At 64.5% G+C, this 13,947-nt stretch carries 13 protein-coding genes; 4 read left to right on the plus strand and 9 right to left on the minus strand.

The window, feature by feature from the left end; genetic code table 11:
* Nucleotides 1–10: 10 nt before the first annotated feature.
* Nucleotides 11–1,090 (plus strand): SIS domain-containing protein, encoded by a 1,080-nt coding sequence (locus ACFVTE_RS02840; RefSeq protein WP_387096547.1) that lies wholly within the window; start codon nucleotides 11–13, stop codon nucleotides 1,088–1,090.
* Nucleotides 1,087–2,277 carry an N-acetylglucosamine-6-phosphate deacetylase gene (nagA, locus tag ACFVTE_RS02845; RefSeq protein WP_387096550.1) on the plus strand — a complete coding sequence of 397 codons (1,191 nt, stop codon included), beginning with the start codon at nucleotides 1,087–1,089 and terminating at the stop codon, nucleotides 2,275–2,277. The genes ACFVTE_RS02840 and nagA overlap by 4 nt, the downstream gene beginning before the upstream one ends.
* A 269-nt stretch (nucleotides 2,278–2,546) precedes the next feature.
* On the opposite strand, the gene ACFVTE_RS02850 is transcribed toward nagA, so the two are convergent.
* The 8 genes from ACFVTE_RS02850 to ACFVTE_RS02885 all read right to left on the minus strand — a co-directional run bounded on the left by ACFVTE_RS02850 (nucleotide 2,547) and on the right by ACFVTE_RS02885 (nucleotide 11,328).
* Nucleotides 2,547–2,909, minus strand: coding sequence for a Dabb family protein (locus ACFVTE_RS02850; protein WP_387096553.1), 363 nt, complete (start codon nucleotides 2,907–2,909; stop codon nucleotides 2,547–2,549).
* Nucleotides 2,910–2,984: 75 nt separating this feature from the next.
* Nucleotides 2,985–3,740: an SDR family NAD(P)-dependent oxidoreductase gene (locus ACFVTE_RS02855; RefSeq protein ID WP_387096556.1), complete on the minus strand. Its 756-nt coding sequence runs from the start codon at nucleotides 3,738–3,740 to the stop codon at nucleotides 2,985–2,987.
* A gap of 25 nt (nucleotides 3,741–3,765) precedes the next feature.
* Complete coding sequence (locus ACFVTE_RS02860) at nucleotides 3,766–5,445, minus strand: hypothetical protein (protein ID WP_387096559.1); 1,680 nt, start codon at nucleotides 5,443–5,445, stop codon at nucleotides 3,766–3,768.
* Nucleotides 5,446–5,513: 68 nt separating this feature from the next.
* Nucleotides 5,514–6,251, minus strand: a complete 738-nt coding sequence (locus tag ACFVTE_RS02865) for a FadR/GntR family transcriptional regulator (RefSeq protein ID WP_387096562.1) — start codon at nucleotides 6,249–6,251, stop codon at nucleotides 5,514–5,516.
* Between the two features lie 71 nt (nucleotides 6,252–6,322).
* A complete protein-coding gene (locus tag ACFVTE_RS02870) occupies nucleotides 6,323–8,092 on the minus strand; it encodes a DUF5605 domain-containing protein (protein ID WP_387096565.1) in 1,770 nt (589 codons plus the stop codon).
* Nucleotides 8,093–8,134: 42 nt separating this feature from the next.
* Nucleotides 8,135–9,019, minus strand: coding sequence for a carbohydrate ABC transporter permease (locus tag ACFVTE_RS02875; RefSeq protein ID WP_387096568.1), 885 nt, complete (start codon nucleotides 9,017–9,019; stop codon nucleotides 8,135–8,137).
* A complete protein-coding gene (locus ACFVTE_RS02880) occupies nucleotides 9,019–9,987 on the minus strand; it encodes a carbohydrate ABC transporter permease (protein ID WP_387096571.1) in 969 nt (322 codons plus the stop codon). Before ACFVTE_RS02880 ends, ACFVTE_RS02875 begins: the two co-directional genes overlap by 1 nt.
* Before the next feature lie 84 nt (nucleotides 9,988–10,071).
* A complete protein-coding gene (locus ACFVTE_RS02885) occupies nucleotides 10,072–11,328 on the minus strand; it encodes an ABC transporter substrate-binding protein (protein WP_387096574.1) in 1,257 nt (418 codons plus the stop codon).
* 227 nt (nucleotides 11,329–11,555) lie between these two features.
* Here ACFVTE_RS02885 and ACFVTE_RS02890 point away from each other — a divergent pair, with 227 nt between their 5' ends.
* Both ACFVTE_RS02890 and ACFVTE_RS02895 read left to right on the plus strand, forming a co-directional pair.
* On the plus strand, nucleotides 11,556–12,590 hold the full coding sequence (locus ACFVTE_RS02890) for a LacI family DNA-binding transcriptional regulator (RefSeq protein ID WP_387096577.1): 1,035 nt from the start codon (nucleotides 11,556–11,558) through the stop codon (nucleotides 12,588–12,590).
* 363 nt (nucleotides 12,591–12,953) lie between these two features.
* Nucleotides 12,954–13,556 carry an NADPH-dependent FMN reductase gene (locus ACFVTE_RS02895; RefSeq protein ID WP_387096580.1) on the plus strand — a complete coding sequence of 201 codons (603 nt, stop codon included), beginning with the start codon at nucleotides 12,954–12,956 and terminating at the stop codon, nucleotides 13,554–13,556.
* 90 nt (nucleotides 13,557–13,646) lie between these two features.
* Here ACFVTE_RS02895 and ACFVTE_RS02900 read toward each other — a convergent pair whose 3' ends face one another.
* Nucleotides 13,647–13,901: a GNAT family N-acetyltransferase gene (locus ACFVTE_RS02900; protein WP_387097138.1), complete on the minus strand. Its 255-nt coding sequence runs from the start codon at nucleotides 13,899–13,901 to the stop codon at nucleotides 13,647–13,649.
* Nucleotides 13,902–13,947 lie beyond the last annotated feature (46 nt).

A 13,947-nucleotide genomic window follows, 5' to 3' on the forward strand; every position in this document is an offset into this window, starting at 1 on the left:
AAGGAGACCCATGACCGCCCCGCACACCACCGTCGCCACCCCGTCAATCGCCACGCCACCGCTTCCCGGTTCCCTGATGGCCGCCGAAATCCTGGAACAGCCGGAGTCGCTGGCCCGGCTGCTTGAGCACGGGCGCCCCGAGATCACCCGGCTGGCCGCAACCCTCCGGGACGCGGACATCAGGTACGTTCTCCTGGCCGCCCGCGGCACCAGCGACCACGCTGCCCTGTACGCGAAGTACCTCGTCGAGACGGTGCTGGGGCTGCCGGCGGGCCTGGCATCGCCGTCGAGCCTTACGGTGTACGGCGCCGAACCGAAACTGGAAGGGGTGCTGTGGCTGGCGGTCAGCCAGTCCGGCGGCTCCCCCGACCTGGTGGACTCGACCGCCGCTGCCGCCCGGGGCGGCGCCCTCACCGTGGCTGTCACAAACGCACCGTCCTCGCCGCTGGCCGCCGCCGCCCGGCACCATCTGGACATCCTGGCCGGGCCGGAGCGCGCCGTCGCCGCAACCAAGAGCTACACGTCGCAGCTGCTGGCGCTGTGGCAGCTGATCGACGCCTGGGCCGGAGGAAACGGCGCGGAAGCGGCGGACCTGCCGCGTCTCGCCGCCGATGTCCTGGCCCGGCCGGAGATACTGGAGGTTGCAGACCGCTACCGCTTCGTGAACCACATCATCACGACCGGACGCGGCTTCTCCTACCCCACCGCACGGGAGGCGGCGCTGAAACTCATGGAAACGTCCTACCTGGCCGCGCATGCCTTCTCCGGCGCGGATCTGCTGCACGGGCCCTTTGCGATGATCGACGCCGACCGGCCCGTCATCGCCGTCGCCTCGCCCGGCGCCGGCGGCCGCGCCCTGCACCCGGTACTGGACCGCCTTGCCGAACGCGGCGCGGACGTCTGCCTGGTGGGTGACGCCGGGGCTGCCCGCCCGCTGAACCACGTGGTGCCGCTGCCGGCCGTGCACGAGCAACTCTCCCCGATCCTGGAGATCATGCCCCTGCAGCGGCTGGCGCATGCGATGGCGGCGGCCCGCCTCCGGGACCCCGACGCTCCCCGCGGCCTGCGCAAGATCACGGAAACCTGGTGAGTCCCACGCTCATTTCCGCTTCCCGGGTCATCCTGCCCAGTGACGCTAAAACCAATGACGCTGAAACCAGTGCCGTGCTGGAGCCCGGCTGGGTGGAGACCGACGGCGACCGGATCACCGCCGCGGGTCCCGGGCTGCCGCCGCGGAAGCCCGCCGCCGATTTTCCGGGTGCCACGTTGGCGCCGGGATTTGTGGACGCCCACATCCACGGCGGGGGCGGCTTCAGCTTCAACGACGCCGACCCCGCTGCCGCCGCGGTCCGGATCGCCGACGTGCACCGCGGGCACGGCACCACCACGCTGATGGCCAGCCTGGTCACCGCCCCGCTCACGCAGCTTGAGAAGGCGGTGGCCGCGCTGGCCACGCTGGTGGAGGAAGGCGTCCTGGCCGGGATCCACCTGGAGGGCCCGTGGCTCAGTCCCGACCACCGGGGCGCCCACACCGAGGACCTTCTGCTGGCACCGGAACCGGCCGCCGTCGACCGGCTGATGCTGGCGGGCCGGGGCACCGTCCGGATGGTGACGATCGCGCCGGAACTGGAAGGGGGCCTGGCCGCCATCCGGCAGATCACCGGCTACGGCGCCGTCGCGGCCATCGGCCACACCGGCGCCGGCTACGACCTGGCCCGCCAGGCGATTGCCGCGGGGGCCACCGCCGGGACGCATGTGTTCAACGCGATGCGGCCGCTGCACCACCGGGAACCCGGCCCTGCGCTGGCCCTGCTGGAGGACCGCGCGGTGTTTGCCGAGGTGATTGCCGACGGCGTCCACCTGCACCCGTCGCTGGTCCGCTTCATCGCCGCCAGCCCGGCGCGCGCCGTCTTCGTCACCGACGCCATGGCCGCGGCCTGCGCACAGGAAGGCCGGTACCGGCTGGGCGGGCTGGACGTCCGCGTGGCCGGCGGCGAGGCGCGCCTGGTCAGCGACGGCACCATCGCCGGCAGCATCCTCACGCTGGATGCGGCGGTCCGGCACGCCGTCTACGACGCCGGCATCCCGCTCGCCGACGCCGTCCGCGCCGCCAGCCAGAACCCGGCGGACATGCTGGGGCTGCCCGACGTCGGCCGCATCGAAGCCGGGCGGCGGGCGGATTTGGTGGTGCTCACCTCCGAACTGGAGGTGGCGGCTGTCATGAAGGCGGGGCAGTGGGTGGTTCCAGCCTGGAGGCCCGATCGCATGCCCCGTTGACATGACTCCCCCACACCCTTGAAATTGGCGACCAAAGTAGCTCAACATTTTGCTTCATGGTGGAACCACCGACCGATCACCAGGCAAAGCGAGGAGAACGGTGAAGCAGGGTCATATCTCGGATAACGGTGCCGCGGTGATCGTCTGCAATGAGGGCTGCATCTCCAGCCTCGCTGCACACACCCTGCAACGGCTGAGGCTGAGGCGTGCGACTGACCTTATCGGCGGTTTCCAGGCCTGGGCGGCACTGCGAAAGCCGTCTGACTTATTCATCCATGTGACCGCCGTTGCACGGGAAAATCGAAGACGAGCACGCCGTTTGGCTTCAGGTGTGGACTGACGAACTCCTTGAATTCGTGGTGCAGGCGGTCGTAGCAGCGGGGGTCTTGGATGAGCGGTTCGCCCAGGTAGTAGTTTCTGTCACCTTCGGAGCGGAAGGTGACGATGAACCCCTGCTCGAAGTCGTGGTGAAGGCCTTCCGGGCTGTTCTGGGGACCGGATTCGATGCTGAGGATGTACTCTTCCCCGCCCCTGGTGGATGTGCGCAGGTCATGGAACTTATCTTCGATTTCCTGGCGCTGGGCTGCGGTTGTTGTCTCCCGGTACTGGAAGAGAACGATGTGCTTGAGCATTCCCGATCGGTAATCCGATTCCGTGATAACGGAGTCGTTCAGGGGTTCTTGGGCCGTTACTTTGGTCAACGCTGGCTACTTTGCTGTGAGTCCGCCGTCGACGGTGAAGATGCCGCCGGTGGCGTAGGCGGAGTCGTCGCTTGCGAGGTAGACCATGATGCCTTCGACGTCGCCGGCTGTGCCGGCGCGTCCGAGCATGGAGGAGTCAACGAGGCCGGCACGTTGTTCGGGGTTTTCGGCGATGGTTTGGACGAGCGGGGTCTCGGTGTAGCCGGGTACCACGGTGTTGACCCTGATACCTTCAGTGGCGTAGTCGGCGGCGACGACGCGGGCCAGACCGTGGACGCCTGCCTTGGAGCTGGTGTAGGCGGTGAAGGTTCCGCCGCAGGCGACGACGGCTGTGGGGCTGCCGGTGCAGATGATGGAGCCGCCGGCTCCGGCGAGGGCGCGGACGGCGTGTTTGAGGGTCAGGAACGCGCCGCGCTGGTTGATGCGGACGGTCTTTTCCCAGACGTCCAGGTCCAGGTCGCCGACGCGGGCGTCCTGGCCGAACAGCTGGACTCCGGCATTGGCGACGACGACGTTGACGGGGCCGTCTTCGAGGGCTGTGGCGTAGGCGGCTTCGACGCTTGCCTCGTCTGAGACGTCCATCAGGAGGGCCTTGGCAGCTGCCGATCCGGTTTCCTTGGCCGCGGTGACGGCGGCTTCGTAGTTCAGGTCGGCGAAGTAGACGGTCGCGCCTTCGGCCACGAAGCGGGTGGCGACGGCGCGGCCGATACCGGACGCGGCACCGGTGACGATGGCGGTCTTTCCTTCAAGTCTCTGGGACATGGTGTTCCTTTCGGGTTGGGGAAGGTCAGGGCAGGAGGAGGGCGGTGGTCTGCCAAGGGGCCAGGCTGAGGTCCTGCGCTGCACCGTAGGGGCTGATGATGCGGACAGTGAGAGCGTTGGCGGTGAGGTTGGCGGCGAAGGCGCGTATTCCTCCGGGTGTCCGTACCGGATAGATCGCAACGGTTTCGGGCTCGGTGTCGGTGGCCAGAACCTCGCTTCCGCGGTGGGTCGCGAGCTTCAGGAGCAACTGCCCTGCCGCGGTTCCGAGCTCGGCGATGGTGCCGTAGGTGATGGACGCGGTGCCGGGGCCGGTGAGGGCGGCGACGCTGCCGAGGAGCCACGCTGCAGCGAAGGGCGTCTCTTGCAGCGTGTCGCCGGTCGGGAGTTCTTCGGCCAGCGGCGGCTGGGTGGCGACGGCGTTGAAACGCGGTGCCAGGGTGACTGGGCCGATATGAAGCGGCCTGCCGTTGCTGATCAGCAGCGCGTCGTCAGCGGCTAGGGTCTGCATGGGCAGGGTTTCCACGATCGCTGCGGGCTCGGTGGCGTGCATTTGGGGTGTGATGGCGTAGGTCACGGCGTCGGCGTCCTGGCGGGCGCTGTCCTGGTTCCGGTTCAGCTCGGTGAAGTGGCTCCGCGCGCCGGCAACGAGTTCGCCCCGGTAGCCCAGTTCCTTGGCCTCAGCAGCGATTGCGTCCCACAAAGTGTCCTGAGTGATGTGGCTGGTTCTGCCGTACACGCCAACACGTGCGGTCCGGTCAAGGGGAAGCGCGCGCAGTACCGCCACCGCTTCCTCGGGTGTGTCAGCGATGATGCGCGCGTCCAGCCTGATATTCAGGTTCTTGGCCAGGGCAGCCGCTTCGGCAGCGGCAACCAGGCCCAGGGCGGCGTCTGCGTCGAGGGCTACTTCGGCGAGCAGGGGCGCGAACTCCGCAGGCAGGGGATCTGCACGGCTAGGTGCCTCACTGGTGGAGGTCCCGGCTGATGTGCCCAGGGCGGGGACAGCGCCGGATGGTTCATCCCGGATGCGAATGATCTGGCGGGCGCTGAGCCGGATGGTTTGGCGGACCGTGTCGCCGGGGTGGTGGGTGACCGGGAAGGGTTTGGAGAGCGGGGTGCTGTAGGTCTTGAAGGAGGCATCGGTCCAGTTCCGCTGGTCTTCAGTTTCGAAGACGTCGCCATCGAAGGCGAGCCGGTAGGCGATATGGTCCCGTTCCCAGTCGAGGGCGGCGATGTTTTGGAAGGGCTGGTGGGCGCTGATATGCGTCGGGAAGGTTGCCTCGCTGCGGCTTCCGTCGGGTGCGGTCACCGTCACGGGGCGGCCGGCGTCATCGGGGCGGTGCAGGACGACCAGTCCGATGCGGTTGGAGGCGAACCCCTCCACGGCGGCGCCCTGAAATGAGACGGTGATGCTTTCGGCCTGGAACAGCAGTGTCACCCGTCCGGAATACCTGGCGGCGTAGCCCTCCCACGCCACGTCGAGGATCAGCCGAAGGGATTCGGCCGATTCATGGGCCTGACAGGCGATGATGCTGGGCGCGAGCGTGAGCCAGTTGTGGTTACGGACAACTGCGCGCAGCCCGCGCAGGACGGGCAATCCCCGGTGCCGGATCTGGACGAGTTCCTCGCCTCGAAGTTCGACCGACCACGGGCCGAAGTTCAGGTACTTGCTAGTGGCTTGCAGGCGTGATTCTGCTGTCTCGCTCACGGGATGGTCCTTTGGGATTATCAGGCAGCGCGTCCTTTCCGGGGGCGCGCCGGGATGGACTTGCCGGGCTAGTTGGCGGGGGCTGCGAAGTCGTTCAGGAGGCGGCCGCTCGCGGTGGTCATGTGCCGTGCCATAACCTTCCGGGCGTTAGCGGGGTCACGGGTCTTAATGGCTTCGTAAATTTCGGTGTGTTCCTTGGCGGCGAGGGCGGCGTTTTGTTCGTCGCGCAGCCCGCGGTCAACCCAGATCCTCAGCAGTGACCGAATGCTTTGAAGGATGTCTTCGAGGACGGTGTTGCCTGATGCCAGGGCAATCTCCCGGTGGAAGTGGGCGTCGGCTTCCTTGAAGGCCTCAAAATTTGTCGTGCTGGCGTTCATGGTGTCCACGTGCCGTGCGAGGCTTTCCAGGGCGTCGTCAGTGATCCGCTGGGCTGCCAGCTCGGCGGCCTGAATTTCCAGTCCGCTGCGCAGTTCGACGAGTTCGCGTGTGCGGGGCTCGCCGAGCATGAGCCCCCAGGAAAGAGTCCTGGGCAGCAGTTCTGAGGCTCCGCCGCGCAGATATGTCCCGGAGCCCGGCCGGACGATGACGATGCCGAGGATTTCCAGCGCGGCAAGGGCTTCCCGCACGGCTGAGCGTCCGACGCCCAGGCTGGCGGCCAACATCCGTTCCGAAGGGAGCCGTGCGCCGACTGCGACCTGGCCGCTGGTGAAGACGGCAAGGAGTCGTTCCGCGACTTCAGTGACTACTGAGGTGCTGTCGAGGGGCCCGAGGGCTTGGCTGAAATCGGCTGATACGGCGGCAGTCATCTTCGTCTCCACTGTCCAAGGCTAGCGCCGTGCCGTGCAGGACATCGCTCCTGCACGGCACGGCTTCTGGCCTATGAGTCGTTTTCTATTTTCACTGCCCGCAGGCGCAGGGCAACGTACTGGCGGCCCGGGAGCTCGACCCTGAAGCGGCCCGAGTAGGTGCCTTCGAGGGTTTCCACTGTCATGTTCCACGTGTCGATGACGTCGATCTCGAAGGTGATGTCTTGAGGCTTCACAAACCGGCGGTACGTGGGCTGAAAAAAGCCGAAGTAGATCAGTTCGTGCTCGTTCTCGAGGCCCGCGCTGATGATGTCCCAGTGGCCCTCGAGCGGTTCGAGCCGGCCACCCGGGGCTTCATCGATGATGCGGCGCAGGAAACCGATCCGGTCCGGGCTGGTTCCCTTGAAGGATCCGCCCTTGGCCCACCAAAGGATGTCATTGGGGTCCATGTACGTTTCGCCGTGGCCGACGTAGCCTCCGCGGAGGGCTCCTTCCCAGAAGCGGCGCGTCATCTCTTCGCCGGTGATGTTGCCCCAGCCCTGGTCGATGTTGCCTTCATAGGCGCACTCGTCGATGACGACCGGCTTGCCGTACTGCTCGCGCCATTCGGTGGTCATCTCAGCGGTCTTGTAGATGTCCCGCCGCTGGATGCTGCAGTGGGTCACCCATGGCCGTGAGTGGTCGTAAAACTCGCGACAGTTGTGAATGGACAGCAGGTGCCCGTTGGGGTCGTTCGCGGTGACGATGTCGGCGAACCGTTCCCAGTCCGCGGTGCTCTTGTCGAATAGGAGGTCGTACTCGTTGGCCAGTGACCACCAGATGTTGCGTTTGGAGGCGAGCCGGGCGACGGCGTATTTAACGAACAGGTCGTCGGCGTCCGGGCCCATGGTGGAGAAGCCCCACCGGTCATACGCGTGGAACAGGATCAGGTCCGCTTCGATGCCCAGCTCTTCGAGTTGGTCGATGCGGCGCTCCAGGTGTGCCCAGAAGGCCGGGTTGGGCCGCAGGTAGTCGAACCCGGCGTCCAATGATCCTTCGTAAGGGTAGATTTCCGGTTCGTTTTCGTTGAACAGGTAGGACTTCGGGAACACGCACATGCGCATCTTGTTGAACGGCCCGTTGGCGAGGGTCTTCAGGGTCTCTGCTTCCAGGGCCTCGCCCTGGTGGGTCCAGACGTAGGAGGTGGTGCCCACCGGGATGTGCGGGGTTCCGTCGTCGTAGGCAAAGTGGAACTGGTTTGCGACGCGGACGATGCCGCGGGAGGCAGCCGTTCCGGCCTCGAAGCTGCCGCTGATCCCGTTGAGTGACCGGGCGTTGCTCGCGGTGGTGAAATTCCACTGACCGCTTTCGGGAACCAGCAGCCGGATACGGTAAGTGCCGTCGCCGTCATAGAAGCCAGGCACCCTGAGGCCCGCGCCGTTGCTGCTGAAGTCAGCGGTGAGTTCGACGTCGGTGAACGGGTTGCCGTGATTGGGTCCCTTCAGCTCGATTTCAAAGGCCGCCCACTTGGCTGCCGTGGCCGGGAAGCTGGCGCGGGCGGAGGCTTCCGGCGTGCCGGCCGGTTCGTAGTCCTGCTGCGGCTGTGACCGGACCGCTTTTGGTTCTTCCTGGCTGCTGCGTTCGGGTTCGATAGCGGTGATGCGCGCCAGGAGTTCGGCCCGGCGGATGTCATCGGTGCGGAGCCGTTCCTCCGTGCCCAGGATCAGTCCGAGCGGGTAGTGGTACAACGTGTGCAGGATGGGGTTGTTCGCCAGTTCGGGGAGCTCTTTGGAGATGATTCCGTGGGCGGACGGGTCGCGCATGACTTCGAACAACGGCGTCGTCGGGGTGAAGGTAGACATCGTTTCCTCTGTGGTTCTTTTTGAAAGTAGTGGTCGGGCGTCTTAGCCCTTGACGGCACCGCTGAACATGCCCTCGACGAAGTAGCGCTGGAACAGCAGGTAGACGATCATCACGGGCAGGATGGACATAATGGTGAAGGCGTTCAGTGGCCCGTAAGAGCTGGTGAACTGGGACTGGAAACCCTGGATGGCCAGCGGGATGGTCTGGGCTGCCTGGTCTTGGAGGATGACCAGCGCGATGGCGTATTCGTTCCAGGTGGCGACGAAGTCCAGGATGAACAGTGCGGCCAGTGCGGGCTTGGACAGGGGCAGGATGATCTGCCAGAACAGCCGCCAGTTGCCGCCCCCGTCAACGCGGACGCTTTCGTCGATTTCCTTCGGGATGGCGCTGAAGAAGCCATGCAGGATGAAGATTTGGATGGGCAGGCCGAATCCTATGTAGGGCAGGATGACGCCTACGGGGCTGTTGAGGAGGCCGAGGTCCAGGATGATCTTAAAGAGCGGGCCGAGGGCCACCTGGATCGGGACCATGGAACCGAGCGCGAAGGCTCCGAGGACTACCTTGCTGTGCTTGAAGCGGATCCGGGACAGGCCGAAGGCGGCGGCTGCGGAGAAGAGCAGGCCCAGGGGCACCTTGATGGCCGCGATGAGCAGGCTGTTGCCGCCGGCGGCGAGGAGGTTGCCGGTTTCCAGTGCTTCGGCGTAGTTGCTCCACTCGGCCGAGGTCGGCAACGAGAAGGATGAGGTGGAGAAGATCGCGGATTCGGACTTCAGGGACGTGAAGATCACGAAGATCAGGGGCATGGCCCAGATGAGCATGGTCACCGCCAGGGCAAGCCACAGCCCCACCCTGACGTAGTCGACGTTCCGGCGTGGACGGGCGGTCCCGTCGGCGTGCTTGGCGCGCCCGATAGTGAGGGTGCTCATCAGTCTTCGTTTCCTTTGGTGGACCAGATCAGGTAGGGGATGACAAGGACAAGGGTGATGCCCAGCAGCACTGTGGCCACCGCGTTGCCCATGCCGAAGTCGTGCTGCAGGAATGACTGCGAGTAGGACCAAAGGGCCAGCACCTGCGAGGACTGGGCGGGGCCGCCGCCGGTCATGCCGACCACGAGGTCGAAGACCTTGATGGAGTGGACGATGGTCAGGACCAGAACGACGACGACGGTGGGACGGAGGGCCGGGAACGTCACGTGGCGGAAGACTTTCCAGCTGTTCGCCCCGTCCAGGCGGGCCGACTCGACCAGTTCCTTGGAGACGCTCTGCAGGCCGGCGAGGAAGAGGACCATGTTCAGGCCGGCGATCTGCCAGACGAAGGCGGCGAAGATCGCGTAGATGGCCACTTTGGGGTCGCTCAGGAAGGTGACGCCGGAACCGTCTCCGATGTGCCAGGCCTTGGCGAGTTCGGAGAAAACGCCGTAGTTCGGGTTGTACATCCAGCGCCACATGTTGGCGATGGCGATCGGCGCCAGAACGCCGGGGATGTAGAAGACGGAACGGAACAGGTTCCGGCCGAAGATCGGGCGGTTCAGCGCAAGGGCCATCACCAGGCCGAGGCTGGTGGGGATCACCAGGGAGAGCAGGACCCAGACGATGGTGTTCTGCATGGCGGTCCAGAACACCGGATCGGCCGTGAAGAGCCGGACGTAGTTCTTGAAGCCGACGAACACTTGCGGGTCAGCGTTGAAGCCTGACCACTCGAACAGGCTCAGGCGCACGGCGGTGACCATCGGGCCGATAACGAAGACAACGTAGGCCGCCAGGGCGGGAGCGAGGAAGGGCAGGGCCGCGACGAAGCCGCTGCCGGCGATGCGCTTCAGGCGCGGTTTTTTTGAAGGCTGGCGCGTAACTGGGCCCGGTGGTGTTTCCAGGCGCGTGGCTGTGAGCTTAGACAAGGGGGTCGCCTTTGATCTTTGAATCGATTGGGTGGGCTGGAGGGCGGGCCGTGCGCGCGGCAGTCCCGCCCTTCAGCGAAGGAGCTACTTGCTCGAATCGAGGAACTTCTGGAATTCAGCGCCGGCCTTGGCCGGATCCAGGCCGCCGGTGGCAACCAGGTTCTGGATCCGCCAGTACTCGGTGGTCTGCGACTGGCTGAGGTTCTGGTCATTGTTCATGTACAGGCCCTTGGCGTTCTTGAAGATGCCGTCCCAGGACTTGCTCAGTTCGTCGGTGGCCGCGGCCTTGACGTCCTTGTTCACCGACTGGGTGGAGAACGTGCCCACTGTTTCCTTCTGGACGGGCGTGGACATCATGTAGTCGAGGAACTTGGCAGCGGCGTCCTGCTTCTTGCTGTCCTTGGTGATGTACATGGCCTGCTCGAAGCCGTACATGCGGCCCGTGCCGGTGGGCAGGGCGAAGACCCCGAAATCGTCAGCCTTGGCGTTGTCCTTGATGTTGGAGTTGAACCAGTCGCCCTCCAAGGCCATGGCTGCTTTCCCGGTGAAGAAGAGGGAGGACGATTCGTCATTGTTGATGCCAATGAAGCCGGAGTTGAAGTAGTCCTTGGACCACTTCTGGAGGTTGGTGAACGACTTGGTCACGCACTCCTCCTGGCCCCAGTTGGCCTTGTTGGTGACCAGCTTGTCAAAGGTCTCGGAACCGCAGTAACCCTCGAGGAAGGTATCCAGCAGGCGCATAACGTGCCAGTTGACCGTACCGCCGAACTCGATAGGGGTGATGCCCGCGGCTTTGAGCTTGGCGGCGGCGTCATTCAGCTCGTCAATGGTCGTGGGCAGTTTGGTGATGCCCGCCTTTTCGAACAGGGCCTTGTTGTAGAACATGGCCTCGCCGTTGAGCTTCCAGGGCACACCATGGAAGCCGCCGTACTGCTTTGCCGGTCCGAGGGCCGCGTCCGTGAACCGGTTCTCCCACTTGTACTGCGTGTAGTAGCTGGTGAGGTCTGCGCTGGCGCCGTTCTTGACCAACTCGCCGCCCAGGCCCGGACCAGCCCAGTAGTCATAGATATCGGGGGCTGCGGAGGTACCGATCGAGGTGCGCAAGGCGTCTTTGTGCGCGTCCACTGCACGGTTGGTCTTCTTGATGGTGATGTCCGGATTGGCGGCTTCGAAATCCTTAATGATCTTGTCCTGGGCGGCAACCGCAGTCGGGGCACTCGGGTTGATCACCCACCAGTTCAGCTCGGTTTTGCCAGAAGCAGAGGAACCGGCTCCGGCGGAGCAGCCCGCGAGAACGGCAATGGCGGTCAGAGCAACAGCGCCTTTGGCAAGCAAACGCATCGTCGCGTCCTTTCGTAGGTGTGAGTAGAGGGTGCTTTCGTCACTGTTATCTCGGCCGGAGATGTGACGTAGCCCATATAGGAGTATGAAGTTTACGATAACTCACGTCAACCGGTTGACCAATATTTCTTGAAAAAAGACAAGTCGCCCAAGTTCAGGCATGGGTGAACGTAAACTTATATTGCGATGCGCGTAAGGTGCAGACTGCTGCGGAAGGAAGGCGGACAGTGGCGAAAGCAAGGACCGGAACGCGGCCCAGCATGGCCGACGTCGGCCGACTGGCCAACGTCTCCACCCAGACAGTGTCGCGCTACTTCACGGGCGTGGGTTACGTGCGGGCCGAGACCCGCGAGCGGATCGCCGCTGCCATCGAGGAACTAGGCTACGTGCCCAACCAGTCAGCCCGGGCTCTTCGCACCAGCAAGACGAATTCCGTCGGCGTCCTGACCATGGGCGCCTTCAACTACGGGAGCTCAAGTGTGCTCACGGGTTTGGGATTTGCGGCCCGCGAGGCCAACGTCACGCTGACTATCGCTGCACTCAACCTCGACTTTGAGGCCAAGAACTGGGAGGCAGAGGCGAGGCGGGCACTCGCCCATTTCAAGTCCATCCAGGTCGACGGGGTTGTGGTGTCCACACCGCTGCCCGGGGTCGAAAAGCTGCTTGCCCATTGGGATCAGGCAACACCCCTGATCACGGTTTCCGAACTTCCGTCATCCGACGAAGGCTCGGCTGGTACGCATTCACACGCAGCCGGCTGGCAGGCGACACGCCACCTCATCGAACTGGGACACCGCGACATCCTGCATGTAGCCGGCCCGTCGACGCGCAACGAGGCCCACGAACGCGCGCGCGGCTACCGAGATGCCATGGAGAGTGCGGGCCTCAGCCCCCAGGTTCTGAACGTCGCCAAAGACTGGTCCTCGGTGGCCGGATACCGGGCCGGCGAATCCGCGGACCCCCGCACGTTCACCGCCGCATTCGCTGCCAACGACGAACTTGCCCTCGGGTTCATGAGTGCCATGGAGAAACGCGGACTCCGGGCACCCCGGGACTTTTCCATCGTTGGGGTGGACGACATGCCTGCCGCCGCCTACTTCTCGCCTCCGCTCACCACCATGCGGCTGGACTTCCAAGCTCTGGGCATCGCAACATTCAAGATGCTCCACCATCAAATTGCGACGGGGGAAGCTGCTGAGCACTACACCGTTGAACCAGAGCTCGTGATCCGCGAATCAACGTCACGACAGACCAGACCTTGAAATCTCGTTGCCAGGAGAAAAGCAAGCCGGTGTTTTCGCATCGCTATTTGGCGCACGATACAGCACCAGGGATCGTTCTGAGGTAACTGCGATGGGCATCGCTTCGCCTCAAACCCTAGCCTTTTGAGGCACTTGGGTTTGAAACATCTGAGCTGGCACGCCAACGAGGCGTTCCCCCAAACCTGGCGCTCGAGTGGTGTTCGAAAACGGGCCGGTCCGCCCGGCAGGCAACAGGGAATGCAGGCTCTTAACTCTGGTACCACCGGATGATTCGTGTTGGACTGGGCCCGGACGATAACCGCCGTCCTTGGGCCGCCCGGCCAGTTGAGAGCGGCCCGCTTCGTACCGGGAAGGAACACTGCTATGGCAACGTACAAAATCGGATACTTCGTCGGCAGCCTCGCTAAGGCATCCATCAACCGGACACTTTCCCAAGCCCTGGTCAGGCTGGCCCCTGAGAAACTCGAGTTTACCGAGATCCCGATAGGTGACCTGCCGCTCTACAGTTACGACTATGACGCGGACTTCCCGCCACAGGCCCGAGCGCTGAAGGACGGTATCGAAGCCTCCGACGGGATCCTGTTCATTTCCCCCGAATACAACCGGTCAATCCCGGGTGCTCTGAAGAACGCGATCGACTGGGGCTCCCGGCCCTGGGGTACGAATTCTTTTGCCCGCAAGCCGACCGGCATTATCGGTGCTTCGCCGGGAAGCATCGGAACTGCGGTGATGCAGTCCTCCATGCGGTCGGTGCTGAGCTTTTTGGATGCTCCGCAGTTGAATGCACCGGAGGTCTACCTGCAGTTCGACGCCGACGCGTTCGGCCTCGACGGCGAAGTCAGGAACGAGTCCACGGAAGCGTTCCTGCGGCACTACATGGATGAATACTGCGCCTTCGTCGAGCGTGTTCTGGCCGCCAACGCGCCCGGCCACATCGGGGACCAGGACCCGGAGACGAGCAAGTAAAGGAGGCTGAATCCCCTTTGGCCGGTTGGTGTGGCAGGGGAAGCGTGGGCAGAGGTGCCGCGCTTTCCTTGCCACGGCGTTGGCCGTGTCTTAGTGCCGACCGGCGTGCTCTACGGCTGTGAGGTGTTCGGGGTGCACGGGGGCCATGCGCGGCTGGTAGTCGGGGTGCCTGCGCAGCCAGGTTTTCACGTAGGGGCAGACAGGAACGGCGGCGATGCCGGCTGCGAGGGTATCGTCCAGCGCTTCCTGTACGAGGCGGCCGGCGAGGCCCTGCCCGGCGTAGTCCTCACTGACGGTCGTGTGGTAAAAAATCCGTTCGGGTCCTTGTGTGCCGTCGTGGGGCAGGTAGTGGGCTTGCCGATGACTTTGTCACCGTCGAGGATCTCGTAGC

The sequence above is a fragment of the Arthrobacter sp. NPDC058097 genome (assembly GCF_042884885.1).
GTDB lineage: Bacteria > Actinomycetota > Actinomycetes > Actinomycetales > Micrococcaceae > Arthrobacter.

Excerpts from the sequence above, each read along its gene's own strand:
- ACFVTE_RS02840 (WP_387096547.1), top strand. The coding sequence starts at position 11 with ATGACCGCCCCGCACACCACCGTCGCCACCCCGTCAATCGCCACGCCA.
- ACFVTE_RS02850 (WP_387096553.1), bottom strand. The coding sequence starts at position 2,909 with ATGCTCAAGCACATCGTTCTCTTCCAGTACCGGGAGACAACAACCGCA.
- ACFVTE_RS02855 (WP_387096556.1), bottom strand. The coding sequence starts at position 3,740 with ATGTCCCAGAGACTTGAAGGAAAGACCGCCATCGTCACCGGTGCCGCG.
- ACFVTE_RS02865 (WP_387096562.1), bottom strand. The coding sequence starts at position 6,251 with ATGACTGCCGCCGTATCAGCCGATTTCAGCCAAGCCCTCGGGCCCCTC.
- ACFVTE_RS02870 (WP_387096565.1), bottom strand. The coding sequence starts at position 8,092 with ATGTCTACCTTCACCCCGACGACGCCGTTGTTCGAAGTCATGCGCGAC.
- ACFVTE_RS02875 (WP_387096568.1), bottom strand. The coding sequence starts at position 9,019 with ATGAGCACCCTCACTATCGGGCGCGCCAAGCACGCCGACGGGACCGCC.
- ACFVTE_RS02885 (WP_387096574.1), bottom strand. The coding sequence starts at position 11,328 with ATGCGTTTGCTTGCCAAAGGCGCTGTTGCTCTGACCGCCATTGCCGTT.
- ACFVTE_RS02895 (WP_387096580.1), top strand. The coding sequence starts at position 12,954 with ATGGCAACGTACAAAATCGGATACTTCGTCGGCAGCCTCGCTAAGGCA.